This window comes from Blautia sp. MCC270, assembly GCF_018785605.1.
In the GTDB taxonomy this organism is placed as follows: domain Bacteria; phylum Bacillota; class Clostridia; order Lachnospirales; family Lachnospiraceae; genus Blautia_A; species Blautia_A fusiformis.
Genome location: NZ_WQQD01000001.1, coordinates 37,262 through 52,789, shown reverse-complemented (window position 1 = coordinate 52,789; position 15,528 = coordinate 37,262). Strand labels below are relative to the sequence as shown.

Here is a 15,528-nt window from a genome sequence, read left to right as displayed (position 1 = left end):
CCGATACAGTTCCTCTCAAATATACAGTATAGATTAGTCGATTGTATATTTGGAAATAATCTGCATTACGTTATCCAGAGCAGCACCATCTGCATGGATGTTGAGGTCGATCGGCTTGGAAAGATCCAGGCTGAAGATACCCATGATGGATTTTGCATCGATCACATATCTTCCGGATACTAAATCAAAATCGCAGTCGAATTTGCTGATCTCGTTTACGAATGCTTTCACCTTATCGATGGAATTCAGTGAGATTTTAGCTGTTTTCATTATAATAACCTCCCTTGATAAATTTTTGTTGTTTTACAGCTTTCATCTTACCTGTCAGTACCCAAAAAGTCAAGGTGAAAAGAGATAAAAATTGTTTTAATAATTAGTTAAAGTGTAAAAAAAGTGAGGAAAAATGGGAAATAAAGTTGCATTACACAACCTGGGCTGCAAAGTAAATGCCTATGAGATCGAGGCCATGCAGCAGCTTCTGGAGGAGGCGGGATATGAGATCGTGCCTTTTGAGCCGGGAGCGGATATTTATGTGATCAATACCTGCACAGTAACCAATATTGCAGACAGAAAATCAAGACAGATGCTCCACAAAGCAAAAAAAATGAATCCGGAAGCGATCGTGGTGGCAACGGGCTGTTATGTACAGACCGGTGGCGAGAAACTGGAAAAAGACGAAGCCATTGATCTTGTTCTGGGAAATAACCAGAAGATCAATATTGTGGAGGCACTGGCCGAATATGCGGAAAACAAACCGGGCCATGGTTCCCATGTGATCAAGATCAATCAGACAAAAGAGTATGAGGAACTTTCCATTGATCATACAGCAGAACATGTAAGGGCATATATCAAGGTTCAGGACGGATGCAATCAGTTCTGTACGTACTGTATCATTCCCTATGCAAGAGGCCGTGTCAGAAGCCGGAATATTGAAAGTGTGCTGAAGGAGGTCCGTGCACTTGCGGAAAAAGGGTATAAGGAAGTGGTCCTTACAGGAATCCATTTAAGCTCCTATGGAGTGGATTTCCCGGAGGAGAAAAAAGAGACACTGCTTTCTCTGATCCGTGCTGTGCATGAGATCGAAGGAATCAGGCGTATCCGTCTGGGATCGCTGGAACCGGGAATCGTTACAAGAGAATTTGCGGAAGGGATCGCGGCGCTGCCGAAGGTATGCCCGCATTTCCATCTTTCTCTGCAGAGTGGCTGTGATGAGACCCTGGAGAGGATGAACCGCAGATACAGAAGCGGGGAATACAGAGAACGCTGTGAGCTTTTAAGAGAAGTGTATGGAAATCCGGCACTGACAACGGATGTGATCGTAGGCTTTCCGCAGGAATCGGAGGAAGAATTCCGGAAATCCTATGATTTTGTGGACAGCATCCGTTTTTACGAGACTCATATCTTCAAATATTCAAGAAGACAGGGAACAAAGGCAGCTGCCATGGACGGACAGCTGACAGAGGCGGAGAAATCCTTCCGCAGTGAGAAGATGATCGAGCTGCATCATCGTCATGCAGGGGATTATGAGAAATCCATGCTTGGCAAAAACCTGGAGGTACTGATCGAGGAAGAGTATACAAAGGATGGACGGACCTGGTATCTGGGACACAGCCGGGAGTATATAAAAACTGCTGTACCGAAATCGGAAGCTTATGGCGTAAATGATATCGTAATCGTAAAGGCAGAAGGCTTTCTTGAAGAGCATATCATGACCGGTGAAGCCGTGGAGTGAAGAACGGGATCGTATGTTGAAAGGTTGTTTGTTCACTGGTAATATTTTGCGAAGCGTGTTACTGAGAACGGAGTGAACAGTAACGTTGACAGTTTGTATTCGCAATCCTCGTTAAATTTAAGATTGTAATTTATGTAAATTTATATTAAAATAAAAAAGAATATATTTTAAGGACGTGAGAGACAATGGCAGAGAATAATCTGGGAAATACACAGTATTTCAGAACAAAACCGGATCAGGAGCTTCAGGTAAAAGAAGTCCTGGATCTGGTGTACAATGCAATGGATGAGAAGGGCTACAATCCGGTGAATCAGATCGTAGGATATATTATGTCCGGAGACCCGACCTACATCACAAGCCACAAGGGTGCGCGAAGCATGATCATGAAGGTGGAGCGTGATGAGCTGGTAGAGGAGCTTCTCACCGAGTATATCAAGAATAAGTCCTGGGAACGGTAATATGAGAGTACTGGGACTGGACTATGGCTCGAAGACCGTTGGGGTTGCAGTGAGCGATCCCCTTGGTCTAACAGCCCAAGGTGTGGAAACCGTATGGCGCAAGCAGGAAAACAAGCTTCGTCGTACTCTGGCACGTATTGAAGAGATCATTTCGGAGTATCAGGTTACGGAGATCGTTCTGGGATACCCGAAAAATATGAACAATACAGTAGGAGAGCGGGCCGAGAAATCTCTGGAGTTTAAGGAAATGCTGGAGAAACGTACGGGTCTGCCTGTTGTTATGTGGGATGAGAGACTGACTACCATGGCGGCAGACCGTACTCTGGAGGAGACCGGTGTGCATAAGGAAGACCGTAAACAGTATCTGGATCAGGTAGCAGCAGTCTTTATCCTGCAGGGATATCTGGATGCTGCCGCACACAGAAGAGAGCAGCAGGAAGGCGTGGAAGAATGATCGGAAACGCAAATAGATATTTTGAGCGGATCAGGTAGCAAATGCGGATTGTGAATATCCGCTTGACAAGAACGGATAAGGAAGAATTAAATATGGAAAAAATAATATTTCAGTCAGACGACGGCACAGCTGCTGAGTTTTACGTAGAGGAGCAGACCAATATTGCGGGTGTGACTTATCTTTTGGTGTCCGATTCACAGGATGAGGAAGCAGACGCATATATTCTGAAGGATATTTCAGCTCCGGGAAGCACAGAAGCCTGTTATGAGATGGTCGAGGATGATGACGAACTTCAGGCTGTATATGCAGTTTTTCAGCAGATGCTGGATGACGTGAATTTTGAATGGAGGAGCGATTTTTGAAAAGCGAGAACAACGATGACAACAAAAATGCGGAGAGCAGAGTACAAGTTTCCGCAGGCGGTGCCAGAAGAACCGCAGCAAGACAAAAGAATGCCGGATCAAGAACAAGACAGTATCGTGGTGGCAGCAAAAACCGTCAGGATAAGCCTTTCCGGCCAACAGCAAAGAAAACAGCAGCCGGTGGCGCTGTAAAAAACAGCAGAAACACACAGAAACCGGCAAAGACCGGCGGCAGGCCATCCGGTCGGAAAACCGGCCGCAGAACAACATCCAAGCTTAAGATCATACCACTTGGCGGTCTGGAGCAGATCGGAATGAACATTACCGCTTTTGAGTATGGCGACAGTATTGTAGTTGTAGACTGTGGTCTTTCTTTCCCTGAGGACGATATGTTGGGAATCGATCTGGTCATTCCGGATGTAACATACCTTAAGGAAAATATTTCCAAGGTGAAGGGATTTGTGATCACTCATGGACATGAGGATCATATCGGAGCTCTTCCGTATGTGTTGAAAGAGATCAATGTTCCGATCTATGCTACCAAACTGACACTGGGACTGATCCGCAACAAACTGAAAGAGCATAACCTTATGCGTTCTACCAAATTGAAAGAGGTAAAACACGGGCAGGTGATCAATCTTGGGGATTTCGCTGTGGAATTTATCAAAACGAATCACAGTATCCAGGATGCATCCGCACTTGCTATTTATTCACCGGTGGGAATCGTGATACACACAGGAGACTTTAAAGTTGATTATACACCGGTATTTGGAGATGCCATCGATCTGCAGCGTTTTGCAGAGATCGGCAAGAAGGGTGTGCTTGCACTGATGTGTGAGAGTACCAATGCAGAGAGACCGGGATTTACAATGTCCGAGCGTACAGTGGGACATGTATTTGATAATCTTTTTAATGAGTACCGTACATCCAGGATCATCATTGCAACCTTTGCATCCAACGTGGATCGTGTGCAGCAGATCATTAACACTGCATACCGGTTCGGAAGAAAGGTTGCTGTGGAAGGCCGCAGTATGGTCAATGTTATTTCCGTAGCGTCAGAGCTTGGCTATCTGCAGATCCCGGAGAACACACTGATCGAGATCGATCAGGTGAAGAATTATCCGGACGACAAGGTGGTTCTGATCACAACCGGAAGTCAGGGTGAGTCCATGGCGGCACTTTCCCGTATGGCAGCCAATATCCATAAGAAGATCACGATCAAGCCTAACGATACCATCATCTTCAGCTCCAATCCGATCCCCGGAAATGAAAAGGCAGTTTCCAAGGTCATCAACGAACTGTCTATGAAGGGAGCCAAGGTTATTTTCCAGGATGTCCATGTTTCCGGACATGCCTGCCAGGAGGAGATCAAGCTGATCTACTCCCTCGTAAAACCGAAATATGCCATTCCGATCCATGGTGAGTACCGTCATCTGACTGCACAGAAACACATTGTGGAAGATCTGGGAATCCCGAAGGAGAATATTTTTATCCTTTCTTCCGGAAATGTTCTGGAGTTGGACGGACAGGATGCCAAGGTGACAGGAAGCGTTCATACAGGTGCGATCTTCGTAGACGGACTTGGCGTTGGCGATGTGGGAAATATCGTACTCCGTGACCGTCAGCACCTGTCTGAAGATGGAATCATGATCGTAGTTATGACACTGGAGCGCCACAGTAATGTAGTTCTCGCAGGTCCGGATATCGTTTCCAGAGGTTTTGTGTATGTAAGAGAATCTGAGGATCTTATGGAGCATGCCAGACAGGTTGTGGAAACTGCACTGGATTCCTGCCTGGAGAACAATATCACGGACTGGGGCAAGATCAAAACCGAGGTCAAGGATGCCCTTGGAGAGTATCTGTGGAAACGGACCAAGAGAAATCCTATGATCCTGCCTATCATTATGGAGGCGTAGGTTCATGGATGAGATCAGCATGGAGATCGAGAAGCTTCTCGATGCTGTGCACAGAAGCGATGAATATCAGGAATATCAGAAACAGGCAGCCCAGCTTGAAGCGGATCCTGAGCTGAAAGCCAGAGTGATGAGATTCCGTGGAGATAATTTCAGACTGCAGAATCATTCAGACAAGGATGAGCTGTTCCATATTGCGGAACAGCTCAATCAGGAGTCTGCAAGTCTGAGACAGAACCTGAAAGTAAATGCCTATCTCGACGCAGAGCTTGCGCTGTGCAGACTGATGCAGCGGATATGCAGGACGCTGGTGGACGGGATCGACATACAGATTCCTGACTTATAGGAGGAAAGACTATGGCAGACACAAGAGACAAGGTTGGCAGGGCCGGCGTTTTTCTGGCTGGAGGGGTATTTAAAACCGCTGTATATATCTTTATTATCGTATTTCTGATCTGGGTTGGAAAATCAGCATATCAGTTTGGCTACGATGTGTTTAACCAGCAGGCTATGAGCCCGGGAGAGGGACAGCAGGTCACGGTAGTCATAAAAGAAGGTGCCTCTGCATATAAAGTAGGCAAGACACTGGAGCAGAAGGGTCTTATCAAGGATGCGCTTGCATTTACCATACAGGAAAGAATGTCCGCATATCACGGACAGATCAAAGCAGGTACATACCTTCTCAGTACAGCTTATACACCGACTAGGATCATTGCAGTGCTGTCAGGAGAAGAGAGCAAGGAAGGATCGAACAGCCAGTGATCGTAGAAGAACGCATGCAGACCTATATCAATTCACTGGATATGGGGAATACTCCATTTCTGCAGGAGTTGGAGACAAAGGCACTTGCAGACCGGGTGCCGATCATCCGGAGAGATATGCAGAGCTTTATGAGGATGCTTCTGGCACTGAAACAACCGAAGCGCATTTTGGAGGTGGGGACTGCCGTAGGCTTCTCCACACTTCTTATGTGTGAGTATGGGCCAGAAGATATGGAAATTGTTACCATAGAGAATTATGAAAAAAGAATTCCTGTCGCAAAGGATAATTTCAGGCGCGCAGGAAGAGAGTCACAGATCACGCTTCTGGAGGGAGATGCCGGAGAGATTCTGAAGAATCTTACCGGAACCTTTGATATGATCTTCATGGACGCAGCCAAGGGCCAGTATATCCACTGGCTTCCTGACGTGCTGAGACTGATGAAAGAGGGAAGCGTGCTGGTATCTGACAACGTGCTGCAGGAAGGGGATATTATTGAATCTCATTATCTTGTGGAACGGCGTAACCGTACAATCTATAAAAGAATGAGAGAATATCTCTGGCAGCTGACTCACAGTCCGGTGCTTCGTACATCGGTGCTTCCTCTTGGAGACGGAGCGGCTGTAAGTGTAAAAACAGGAGAACAGGTTTATGAAACGACCAGAACTATTGGTTCCGGCGAGCAGCCTTGAGGTTTTAAAGGTTGCCGTCATATATGGTGCAGATGCTGTTTACATCGGCGGAGAAGCTTTTGGACTTCGTGCAAAGGCTAAGAATTTTTCAAAAGAAGATATGTGTGAGGGAATCGCATTTGCCCATTCCCATGGTGTAAAGGTTTATGTGACAGTAAACATCCTGGCGCATAACCGTGATCTTGAGGGTGTAAGGGAATATCTTCAGGAACTGAAGGAGATCGGACCGGACGCACTGATCATCGCAGATCCGGGAATCTTTATGTATGCAAAGGAAATCTGCCCGGAGATCGAGCGTCACATCAGTACACAGGCAAATAATACCAATTATGAGACTTACCGTTTCTGGTATAACCTTGGTGCCAAACGTGTGGTAAGTGCAAGAGAGCTTTCTCTGGAAGAGATCCGGGAGATCCGGGCACATATTCCGGAGGATATGGAGATTGAAACGTTTATTCACGGTGCCATGTGCATTTCCTATTCCGGAAGATGTCTTCTCAGTAACTTTATGGCAGGAAGAGATGCCAATCAGGGAGCCTGTACCCATCCCTGCAGATGGAAATATTCTGTTGTGGAGGAGAAGCGTCCGGGAGAATACATGCCGGTATTTGAAAATGAGAGAGGAACTTTTATTTTTAATTCCAAGGATCTCTGTATGGTAGAACATATGGAAGATATCCTTACAAGCGGTATTGACAGCCTGAAGATCGAAGGACGTATGAAAACAGCTCTTTATGTGGCAACAGTGGCAAGAACCTACCGCAAAGCCATTGATGACTGTATGGAAAGTCCGGAAAAATATCATGCAAATATGCCGTGGTATCAGGAGCAGATCTCAAACTGTACCTACCGTCAGTTTACCACCGGATTTTTCTACGGAAAGCCGGATGAGAATACCCAGATCTATGACAGCAACACATATGTAAGAGAATACACATATCTTGGATTTGCAGAAGAGATCGATGAGAGAGGTCTGGCAAGACTGACACAGAGAAACAAGTTTTCTGTAGGAGAGACCATCGAGATCATGAAACCGGACGGAAGGAATATTTCGGTCACAGTGGAAGCCATTTATAATGAAGAGGGCGAAGCTATGGAGAGTGCACCACATGCTCAGCAGAGGATCTATGTGAAACTGACTGAGATGCCGGAGGTATTTGATATTCTCCGAAGAGGTGAATGATCCGAAAGGGTGGATAAGAGAGTAAAGGGGAGAACGAAAAGAACGTTCTCCCCTTTACTGATTTTCAGGAAAAAGAGTACGGAGTTTTCGAAGAGCGTTCTTTTCGATACGGGATACATAGGAGCGGCTGATGGAGAGATTTTCAGCAATCTCTCGCTGGGTCAGTGGCTCCTGACCATTCAAACCGTAGCGGCAGCAGATCACCTGGTATTCCTTTGGGGAGAGTACTGTCCGGATATAACGGAGAAGATAGGAAATGCTGTCCCTTTTGAAACAATCATCCACAACATCAACGGGTGGACTTTCAATGATATCGAGAAGGCTGATCTCGTTGCCTTCCCGGTCTGTGCCGATGGGTTCATAGAGAGAAACTTCTCTGGAACGTTTCCTGCGGGCACGGAACATCATGAGAAGCTCATTGTCAATGCACCGTGCAGCATAAGTGGAAAGCTTGGAAGTCCGGCTGGGATCAAAGGTGGAAATGGCTTTGATCAGACCTATGGTGCCTATGGAGATTAGATCATCCTGATCCTCGTCACATCCCTGATATTTTTTTGCAACATGTGCTACGAGGCGGAGATTGTGTTCGATAAGGATATTTTTTGCTTCCGGATCGCCCCTTTGGAGCTGTAGAAGATAGAACTGCTCTTCCGCAAAAGAAAGCGGTTTCAGAAAGGTTTTCAAGGATTCACCTCAAAGGGGATTTCCTTATAGCTTATGAGCCGGACGTGCTTTTCGTGCTTTTCCAACAGAAACTTTATAAAAAGGACAGAGGCGAACACCTGTTGCGCCACATTCTGATCTGGTGTATAATCATAAAATACGAGTGACAACAATCAGTGTATATTGATGAGGAGTATATATTTTGAAAAAGAGGATAGAACAGCTTCTTAACGGAAAATTTATTTATGAACAGCCTAAGCTTCTGTTTTCACAGGACCGTATTTTCGCTACGCTGAAGGCAGGAGAGACTACAAAGGATGAGATTTATTTCGGTACCGATGACAACCGCAGGATCAGTGGCTTTGTGACTTCATCTGACCGGAGACTGGTGCCCGGATTTGACCGCTTTTCCGGAACCACAGTGCGCATGCCTTATGGGGTAGATGCAGAGGGAATGAAGCCGGGAGAGAGCTTTGAAGGCTGGCTGTGTTTTACTACCAGTATCGGAGAATATAAGCTGCCGTTCACTGTACAGGTACAGACGGAAGAGGTGAAGAGTGCAGGCAGAAAGGTATCTTCTCTGGAAGAATTTCTGCACATTGCAAGGGAAGATTTCCATGAGGCTTACCGGATCTTTACAGAACGCCATTTTTCCCTGATCCTGAGTGATCAGAGCGAGAAGATCCGTTCTCTTTATGCAGGAATGTCACAGCAGCCGGTGACCTATCAGCATCTGGAGGAATTTCTGATCGCAGCCGGTGCCAAAGAAAAGGTGACATTGAGTCTGAACAGAGAAGAGGCGAGTTTTTATGATGTCAGTGAATCTGTTCAGGAATCCCTTTATATCCACAGGAGCGGATGGGGACACCTGCGGGCAGATATTGAGGTAAACGGGGATTTTCTGGAGGCAGGCAAGCATGTGGTCACAGAAGAGGATTTTATCGGAAGTACCTGTGAAATAAACTATGTGATCCGCCAGGAAAAACTGGGAAAAGGAAATCAGTACGGCGAGATCATTGTAAAAACCCCATACCAGAAACTGGTATATCACGTTCTTGCATCCAGAGGAACTGAGAGTGCCGTGAACCTGGATCTTCTGGAAAAACAGTACCGGATATCTCTGATGAAGGAATACCTGGGATATCTCTGTAAAAGAACAGATTTTCAGGCCTGGACAGCCTCTACTCATGAGAAGCTTGACCGTATGGGCGAAAACGGACTGAAATATCCGGAATATCAGCTTCTGGAAGCCTATCTTCTTCATCTGGAAGGAGAAGATGACCAGGCTTCAGAAATCCTTGAGCGTTATCAGAATAAATCCTTTCATCACAATGAACTGGAACTGGCAGGGATTTATCTGTATCTGTGTACACAGACCGGGCTGTACCGGGATAAGGAACAGGCCCTCCGCAAGGTACAGAATTTCCAGATGCAGAAGGAAGACAGCTTTATCCTTCTGAAACTGGTATTTGAAATGGATCATACGCTTTCTCCGTCAAAAAAGATCTTTCTGATGGAGGAACTTTTTGAGCGGGGATGTACAAGTCCTTTTCTGTATCTGGAAGCATGGAACCGTATTTGTGCAGATATGTCTCTGCTGCATCGAATCAATGGGTTCTGGGCCCAGGTATTCCTTTTTGCAGGAAAAGAACAGATGCTGACGGAAGAGCTGGTCATGCGCCTGGCATATCTTTCCGGTTATGAGAAAGCTTTTAACGAAAGTCTGTACCGTGCTATGGCCATGGGATGTGAAGCCTTTCCGTCGGATGATACCGTGGAAGCTATCTGTAAATATATTATGAAGGGAAATCCAAGAAAACCGGAATATTTTCAGTGGTTTTCCGCTGCCGTGGACCGCGGGATCCGGATCACACGGCTGTATGAATATTATGTGGAAACACTGGATACTTCTTATCGGAGAGTCCTGCCGAAACCGCTTTTGATGTATTTTACCTATAACAACAATACTCTCGGTGATTCCAAGCGTGCCTATCTGTATGCATGCATCATTGCAGGGAAGGAACGTGATCCACAGACATACGAAAGTTATCGTGAAAGCATGGAGGAATTTGCTTTCCGTAAGTTACGGGAAGGCCGGATGAATGAAAATTATGCCGCTGTTTATCAGGAATTCATGCGGGAACCATCGGACAGCGAAAAAGCGCAGGTGATCGCCTCCAGAATGTTTACCTGCCGGCTGTATACGGATGATCCGAAGGTCCGCAGTGTGATCGTCCGTCACAGACAGATGAAACAGGAAGAAATCTATCCGTGTATCCATGGAATCGCTTACCCAAGGATCTGCAGCGAAGATGCGGCCGTTGTATTTCAGGATGAAAAACAGAGACGTTATGCTGCTACGGTAGATTATAATCTGACACCACTTTTTGATGATCGTGAGATGGTTCCGGCAGTGTTGGAAAAAGGAGCGGATGAACCGGCTGTGCTTTTGTATTACTGTCAGGGTCAGGAGATCAGTCGTAAGAATCTGGGAATTTTTCAGAAACTGGTCCTTTCACCGGCGTTTACCGATGAATATAAGAGGCTGATCCGCAAAAAGATCCTGGATTATTATCGGGATCACGTGCAGGGAGAAGATCTGGATGCCTGTCTGGAGATGATGGATTATCGGGAATATGCCATGGTCGACCGGAAAACCCTTCTGGAGATCCTGATCCAGCGGGGACTGTTTCCGCAGGCTATGAGCGTGGTGGAAGCATTTGGATTTGAAGGAGTAGAGGAGCGTGCTCTTCTGAAGCTGGTAAGCCGTATGATCATCCGCTGTGACTGTGCGGAAGACGAAGAGCTGATCGCACTTTCCTCTCATGTATACCGACAGGGAATCTATGATGAAGTGATCCTCATGTATCTGATGAAATTCCGGTTTGGACCTGTGGATGAACTTCTGGATATCTGGAAAAGTGCCTGTGGGTTTGATATGGATACCTATAATCTGGAGGAGAGGATCCTTTCTCTTCTGATGTTTAATTGGGATTATCGGCCAGAGGGTGCGGATATCCTGAAAGCATATATCCGCCATTCCGGAAAAGAGAGTGTGATCGGTGCGTATCTGACTCTGATGTCTTACGGAATGTTTGTAAAAGAAATGCCGGAGATGCCTGGACTTAAGGAGTATCTGAAAAATCGCAGAGAAAAGGAGTGGCCCGGAGACCGGATCTGTGACCTGACCCTTCTGAAACTGCTTTCCGAAGAAAAAACTGCTGATGAAGAAAATCTGGAAATGGAGGAAAAAATCCTCTCTTCCTGTGTAAAGGAAGGAATGCTATTTGAGTTTTTCCGGAATCTGGATCAGAGTATCCTGCGACCGTATCAGCTGGATGATAAGACTTTTGTAGAGTATCATACTTCACCGGAGACTTTGGTCACACTGTATTATTCCCTGGATACAGGACTTGGAACTGTACCGGACTATAAAAGTGAACCGCTCAAAAATATCTATGAGGGAATTTTTGCCAGAGCATTTACATTGTTTTATGGAGAGACCCTGCGATATTATTTCCAGACAGAAGATGAAACCGGTGTACACAAAACGGAAGAAAAAATACTGACCATGAACCAGAGTAATGACCAGGCATCCAGCAAATATCAGCTGATCAATCAGATACTCTGTGCAAGGAAACTGGAGAAAGACACGGAAGTGAAGGAGAAGCTGGCACAGTATCTCCGGCAGGAACAGTACGTTAATGAAATGTTTGTCATAGAGAAGGAACCGGAAAGATGAATGAAATTCGTGACTTGATCATAGGAATTGATATTGGAAAAGAATACACACAGATCTGTTATTATGACAGAAAAGCAGAAGAAGCCCGTTCTCTTTCCATGAAGGTAGGAGCCAGTCAATACGAAGCTCCGGGCTGTATCTGCTATCGTACCGATCACGGTGATTACTGCGTAGGCCTGGAAGCAGAGTATTTTGCCAGGGAAAAGGGCGGGATCATGATCGGAAATATTTATGATATCTGTCAGAAGGAAGAAAAGATCCAGGTGGCAGGAGAGGAAAAAGAGCCGGCAGAGCTTCTAGCACATTTTCTAAGGGGAATCCTGAAATTTCTGGGAATCCAGGATATCGTAAAGAATACCCGGTGCCTTTGTATCACATCGCCGGAGCTTAGTACACTTCAGGTACGGAATTATCAGAAGGCCTGCAGCCTTGCAGGTTTTTCCCGTGAGAAATATATGCTTATGGACTATGGCGAGAGCTTTTATTATTATGCACTGGGACAGAAGCGGGAAACCTGGAATCGAAGTGTAGGCTGGTATGCCTTTGCAGGCGATACGGTAACCTTCCGGAAGCTGACCATCAACGGCTCTTCCAGACCGGTGCTTGTAAAACTGGAGGATCCGGTCAGTACAAAGCTTGAACCGGAAGAAGAGATCCGTGATGTGGAATTTTACCGTTTTATCAGTAAGACTCTCGGCAAAGAGCTCTTCTCCAGTGTGCAGATCACGGGAGAAGGATTTGACCAGCAGTGGGCACAGCAGTCTGTAAAGCTCCTGTGTCATCAGGGACGGAAGGTTTTTTACGGAAACAATCTTTTTGCAAAGGGAGCCTGTATAGCCGGTAAGGACAGGCTGGAGGATAAAAAACTCAAAGGTTACCGCTATTTAAGTGATTCGCTGGTGACTGCGGACGTAGGAATGGATATGCGGGTGATGGGCTCTCCGGCTTACTATTCGCTGATCGAAAGCGGCAGCAACTGGTATGAATGCAGTGCATCCTGCGAGCTGATCCTGGATGATACCAGTGAACTGGTATTTGTAGTAAGTATTCCGGAAGAAACCGAGAAGAAACGTGTGGCCATGGCACTTGAGGGTCTGCCAAAGCGGCCTAATCGGACTTCAAGGCTTTCCCTCACGCTGAAATACGTATCGCCGAGAGACTGTGAGATCACAGTAGAGGATCTGGGCTTTGGCGAAATGTATCCTTCCAGTGGGAAGATCTGGAGGGAACTGGTACGATGGGATGAGCAGGAAGAAAGGAAGCAGGCATGAGCGGATATATTTTATGTCAGGTAAAAAAGGCAGAGAAGCCGTTTTATATCGAAAATATCAGTACCAATATCTATTCTATAGAAGAACTCTGCTATTATCTTTATAACAATCTTTATCTTGTGGACAGCTCATTGATCAGCAGTAAGCTCTGTACCTGGCTGGAGGAAGAACTGGAGCTTCCGAAGCTTGCGGCCAAGCTGAAACCTTATATTGGAAGAGAGGCCGGACTTGAAGAAGTACTGTATCCGATATTTAAAGAGATCAATTATCTGGCTTATGAAGAGCTTAAGACCTTAAACGGGCGCATTGAAGCCAGAAAACGTGAATCTGAAGAAATACGGGAGAAACGCAAAGGTGATGCGCTGATGGAGAATCGGATGTATGTGAATGCACTCCGTGTTTATCAGAAGCTTCTGGAGCATGGCGGGAAAGAAATCACCGGAGAGATGCGTGAAAGGATCCTGCATAATCAGGGATGCGCATACAGTTACCTGTTCCAGATGGATAAAGCGCTGGATTGCTTTTGGAAAGCATGGAAGGAGAATCATTCAGAGAAAGCGATGAAGGTTTATCTTCTGGCCTACCGCAGTGTTCACAGTGAAGAAGAATACAGGAAACGACAGGAAGATCTGAAGACAGATGAAATGGTAAGGCAGGAAACAGACCAGGCTCTGAAAAGCTTTGCCGGTCTTCCGGAGCAGCATATCGCATCCGGAGAAACCGACAGGATCCTGGAGGATCTCACAAGAGAATATCACAGAAGTACCGGCTCTTAAAGCTGTTCAAGAAGTCCCAGCAGGATCTGCCGGGCTTCTTTTTTTGTATATACGGATTCTTCCTCAGACAGGGAACAGAGGTAATCATTCAGGGCCTGTCCGATACTAGTCTCTTTCAGATAGATACAGAGAAAAGTATCTTTTTCGGAAAGAAAGCAGAGAAAAACGGAATAGTCAGACAGAACTTCCAGATGGATCCCGGTTTCAGGAAGTATGGAAGGCTTCAGGATCCTGCATTTTTCATGTCCCATATCTGTGTCAAGAAGATGCTTGAGGGCTTTTTTTCGTTCTTCTTTCGGAAGAGGGGTCTGATGGTAGGAATAAGGTCCGTCAAGGAGTCCGGTACGGGCAAATTTTCGGATCCCGCTCAGTGTAAAATAATTGCAGGAAAAGGCAGCTTCTGTAAAAGAAAAGGAAGTCTGGTTCAGAACCGCTGCCAGCTGGGTATAGACCGGATCGGAAAGATCGATATCCCTGTTATCAAACAATGACTGAATAAAGCCCGGACCATAGGACATCAGTGCAAGGCAGGGATGAGATTCCAGTGCAAAATTTGTTGAGATCTTTGTCTGCATGATAGAACCAAAGATATTAAGGATCCTGTCCGGAGAATCCGACTGCAGGAAGAATTGGCTGGAATTCTCAAGAGCCCGTTGGAATTCCTGTTGATATGCGTGGATCGCTTCCGGATTTTCAGTAAAAATACAGGTCATCATATCCGAGGATAACAGCAGCAGCTTTTTTTCAGTGAGTAAGAAAAAAGGAAACAGTTCATAGCTGGAAAACTCTCGGCCTGTCTGAGTATAGTAATAATATGGCTGGTAGCCCACAAAACCCGACAGGATCGGAAGGAGTGTGCAGAGAAAGGTTTCCAGATTCATGTTGTAATCCGGTGAGGCGGACGGGTTCTGGTGAAGCGGCAGGATCTGGATCACCGGTGGCAGTTTCTCATATTTGGGATAAAGATGGGAAAAGATCTGTACAAGAAGCCGGCAGTTGGCCGGAAGGTTGGTACGGATCGTTTCAGAAGAACCGGAAGACAGGATGTCCTCAAAAAGGCTCAGGACCTTCTTTTCCACATCAAGAGAAAAAGTTCCACGGTAAAAGGGAAAGGATGGAAGCCTGAGAAAACCCTCCCGGGAAATGACCTGCTGGGAGCTGATAACACCCAGAAGCTCCTGTATATATTTGCGGTTGTAATATATTTCTTTTCCGATTTTTTCTATTTTATATAATTCCATCAGTTCCCTGCGCTGGGAAGGATTGATCCGGAGGGAATCGCAGAACTGGCGCACAAAATCAATACCGGGAAGACGTTTCCCTGTGATCATACGTTGTAGCGAGGTACGGTCAAGTCCCGAAGAAGCAGATAACTGATAAACGTTTTCTCCTGTATCCTTTAGGTATTCCCGGCATTTGTTGCTGAAATCAGACATAGTAGTACTCCTTTTGGTGCTTATATGACATTATTATACGAAAACAGATCATGAATTACAATAATTTGCAAAAAAACAAGGCACAAT

15 protein-coding genes are annotated in these 15,528 nt (G+C 45.9%); 12 read left to right on the top strand and 3 right to left on the bottom strand.

The genetic code is table 11. The annotated features are described in order from the left end of the window. Positions 1–33 precede the first annotated feature (33 nt). Entirely contained in the window at positions 34–270 is a 237-nt protein-coding gene (locus GPK58_RS00245) for an HPr family phosphocarrier protein (RefSeq protein ID WP_015527084.1), read from the bottom strand. Positions 271–403: 133 nt separating this feature from the next. Here GPK58_RS00245 and mtaB point away from each other — a divergent pair, with 133 nt between their 5' ends. The 9 genes from mtaB (at position 404) to GPK58_RS00200 (ending at position 7,553) form a co-directional block, all read left to right on the top strand. Beyond that, a complete protein-coding gene (mtaB, locus tag GPK58_RS00240; protein WP_021652336.1) occupies positions 404–1,732 on the top strand; it encodes a tRNA (N(6)-L-threonylcarbamoyladenosine(37)-C(2))-methylthiotransferase MtaB in 1,329 nt (442 codons plus the stop codon). 185 nt (positions 1,733–1,917) lie between these two features. Next, positions 1,918–2,190 carry an IreB family regulatory phosphoprotein gene (locus tag GPK58_RS00235; protein ID WP_015527087.1) on the top strand — a complete coding sequence of 91 codons (273 nt, stop codon included), beginning with the start codon at positions 1,918–1,920 and terminating at the stop codon, positions 2,188–2,190. A 1-nt stretch (position 2,191) separates the two neighbouring features. Then, positions 2,192–2,644 (top strand): Holliday junction resolvase RuvX, encoded by a 453-nt coding sequence (gene ruvX / locus GPK58_RS00230; RefSeq protein WP_092071282.1) that lies wholly within the window; start codon positions 2,192–2,194, stop codon positions 2,642–2,644. 92 nt (positions 2,645–2,736) lie between these two features. Beyond that, positions 2,737–3,006: a DUF1292 domain-containing protein gene (locus GPK58_RS00225; protein ID WP_059086846.1), complete on the top strand. Its 270-nt coding sequence runs from the start codon at positions 2,737–2,739 to the stop codon at positions 3,004–3,006. Positions 3,007–3,287: 281 nt separating this feature from the next. Next, complete coding sequence (locus GPK58_RS00220) at positions 3,288–4,922, top strand: ribonuclease J (RefSeq protein WP_044962008.1); 1,635 nt, start codon at positions 3,288–3,290, stop codon at positions 4,920–4,922. 4 nt (positions 4,923–4,926) lie between these two features. After that, the gene (locus tag GPK58_RS00215; protein ID WP_015527090.1) at positions 4,927–5,265 is read left to right on the top strand and encodes a YlbF family regulator; all 339 of its coding nucleotides are present in this window, start codon (positions 4,927–4,929) and stop codon (positions 5,263–5,265) included. Between the two features lie 11 nt (positions 5,266–5,276). Then, the gene (locus GPK58_RS00210) at positions 5,277–5,681 is read left to right on the top strand and encodes an endolytic transglycosylase MltG (protein ID WP_015527091.1); all 405 of its coding nucleotides are present in this window, start codon (positions 5,277–5,279) and stop codon (positions 5,679–5,681) included. Further along, complete coding sequence (locus GPK58_RS00205; RefSeq protein WP_021652340.1) at positions 5,678–6,370, top strand: O-methyltransferase; 693 nt, start codon at positions 5,678–5,680, stop codon at positions 6,368–6,370. The genes GPK58_RS00210 and GPK58_RS00205 overlap by 4 nt, the downstream gene beginning before the upstream one ends. Beyond that, a complete protein-coding gene (locus GPK58_RS00200; protein ID WP_215637992.1) occupies positions 6,330–7,553 on the top strand; it encodes a peptidase U32 family protein in 1,224 nt (407 codons plus the stop codon). The genes GPK58_RS00205 and GPK58_RS00200 overlap by 41 nt, the downstream gene beginning before the upstream one ends. A gap of 54 nt (positions 7,554–7,607) precedes the next feature. Here the strand turns inward: GPK58_RS00200 and sigK are convergent, their stop codons facing one another. After that, the gene (gene sigK / locus GPK58_RS00195; RefSeq protein ID WP_059085391.1) at positions 7,608–8,237 is read right to left on the bottom strand and encodes an RNA polymerase sporulation sigma factor SigK; all 630 of its coding nucleotides are present in this window, start codon (positions 8,235–8,237) and stop codon (positions 7,608–7,610) included. A gap of 181 nt (positions 8,238–8,418) precedes the next feature. Between sigK and GPK58_RS13010 the strand changes: the two genes are divergently transcribed. From GPK58_RS13010 to GPK58_RS00180, 3 genes are read left to right on the top strand one after another with little or no spacing between them, the layout of a single operon-like run. Beyond that, positions 8,419–11,958, top strand: a complete 3,540-nt coding sequence (locus tag GPK58_RS13010; protein ID WP_252195730.1) for a DUF5717 family protein — start codon at positions 8,419–8,421, stop codon at positions 11,956–11,958. Next, complete coding sequence (locus tag GPK58_RS00185; RefSeq protein WP_015527093.1) at positions 11,955–13,229, top strand: DUF5716 family protein; 1,275 nt, start codon at positions 11,955–11,957, stop codon at positions 13,227–13,229. The genes GPK58_RS13010 and GPK58_RS00185 overlap by 4 nt, the downstream gene beginning before the upstream one ends. Further along, positions 13,226–14,005: a hypothetical protein gene (locus GPK58_RS00180; RefSeq protein WP_215637991.1), complete on the top strand. Its 780-nt coding sequence runs from the start codon at positions 13,226–13,228 to the stop codon at positions 14,003–14,005. Before GPK58_RS00185 ends, GPK58_RS00180 begins: the two co-directional genes overlap by 4 nt. Here the strand turns inward: GPK58_RS00180 and GPK58_RS00175 are convergent. Beyond that, positions 14,002–15,441, bottom strand: a complete 1,440-nt coding sequence (locus tag GPK58_RS00175; protein ID WP_118752549.1) for a helix-turn-helix domain-containing protein — start codon at positions 15,439–15,441, stop codon at positions 14,002–14,004. The two genes, GPK58_RS00180 and GPK58_RS00175, sit on opposite strands and share 4 nt — an antisense overlap. Positions 15,442–15,528 lie beyond the last annotated feature (87 nt).

Bases quoted from the DNA above. Each gene is read 5' to 3' on its own strand.
- GPK58_RS00245 (WP_015527084.1), bottom strand. From the start codon at position 270: ATGAAAACAGCTAAAATCTCACTGAATTCCATCGATAAGGTGAAAGCA.
- mtaB (WP_021652336.1), top strand. From the start codon at position 404: ATGGGAAATAAAGTTGCATTACACAACCTGGGCTGCAAAGTAAATGCC.
- GPK58_RS00235 (WP_015527087.1), top strand. From the start codon at position 1,918: ATGGCAGAGAATAATCTGGGAAATACACAGTATTTCAGAACAAAACCG.
- ruvX (WP_092071282.1), top strand. From the start codon at position 2,192: ATGAGAGTACTGGGACTGGACTATGGCTCGAAGACCGTTGGGGTTGCA.
- GPK58_RS00225 (WP_059086846.1), top strand. From the start codon at position 2,737: ATGGAAAAAATAATATTTCAGTCAGACGACGGCACAGCTGCTGAGTTT.
- GPK58_RS00215 (WP_015527090.1), top strand. From the start codon at position 4,927: ATGGATGAGATCAGCATGGAGATCGAGAAGCTTCTCGATGCTGTGCAC.
- GPK58_RS00210 (WP_015527091.1), top strand. From the start codon at position 5,277: ATGGCAGACACAAGAGACAAGGTTGGCAGGGCCGGCGTTTTTCTGGCT.
- GPK58_RS00200 (WP_215637992.1), top strand. From the start codon at position 6,330: ATGAAACGACCAGAACTATTGGTTCCGGCGAGCAGCCTTGAGGTTTTA.
- GPK58_RS00185 (WP_015527093.1), top strand. From the start codon at position 11,955: ATGAATGAAATTCGTGACTTGATCATAGGAATTGATATTGGAAAAGAA.
- GPK58_RS00180 (WP_215637991.1), top strand. From the start codon at position 13,226: ATGAGCGGATATATTTTATGTCAGGTAAAAAAGGCAGAGAAGCCGTTT.
- GPK58_RS00175 (WP_118752549.1), bottom strand. From the start codon at position 15,441: ATGTCTGATTTCAGCAACAAATGCCGGGAATACCTAAAGGATACAGGA.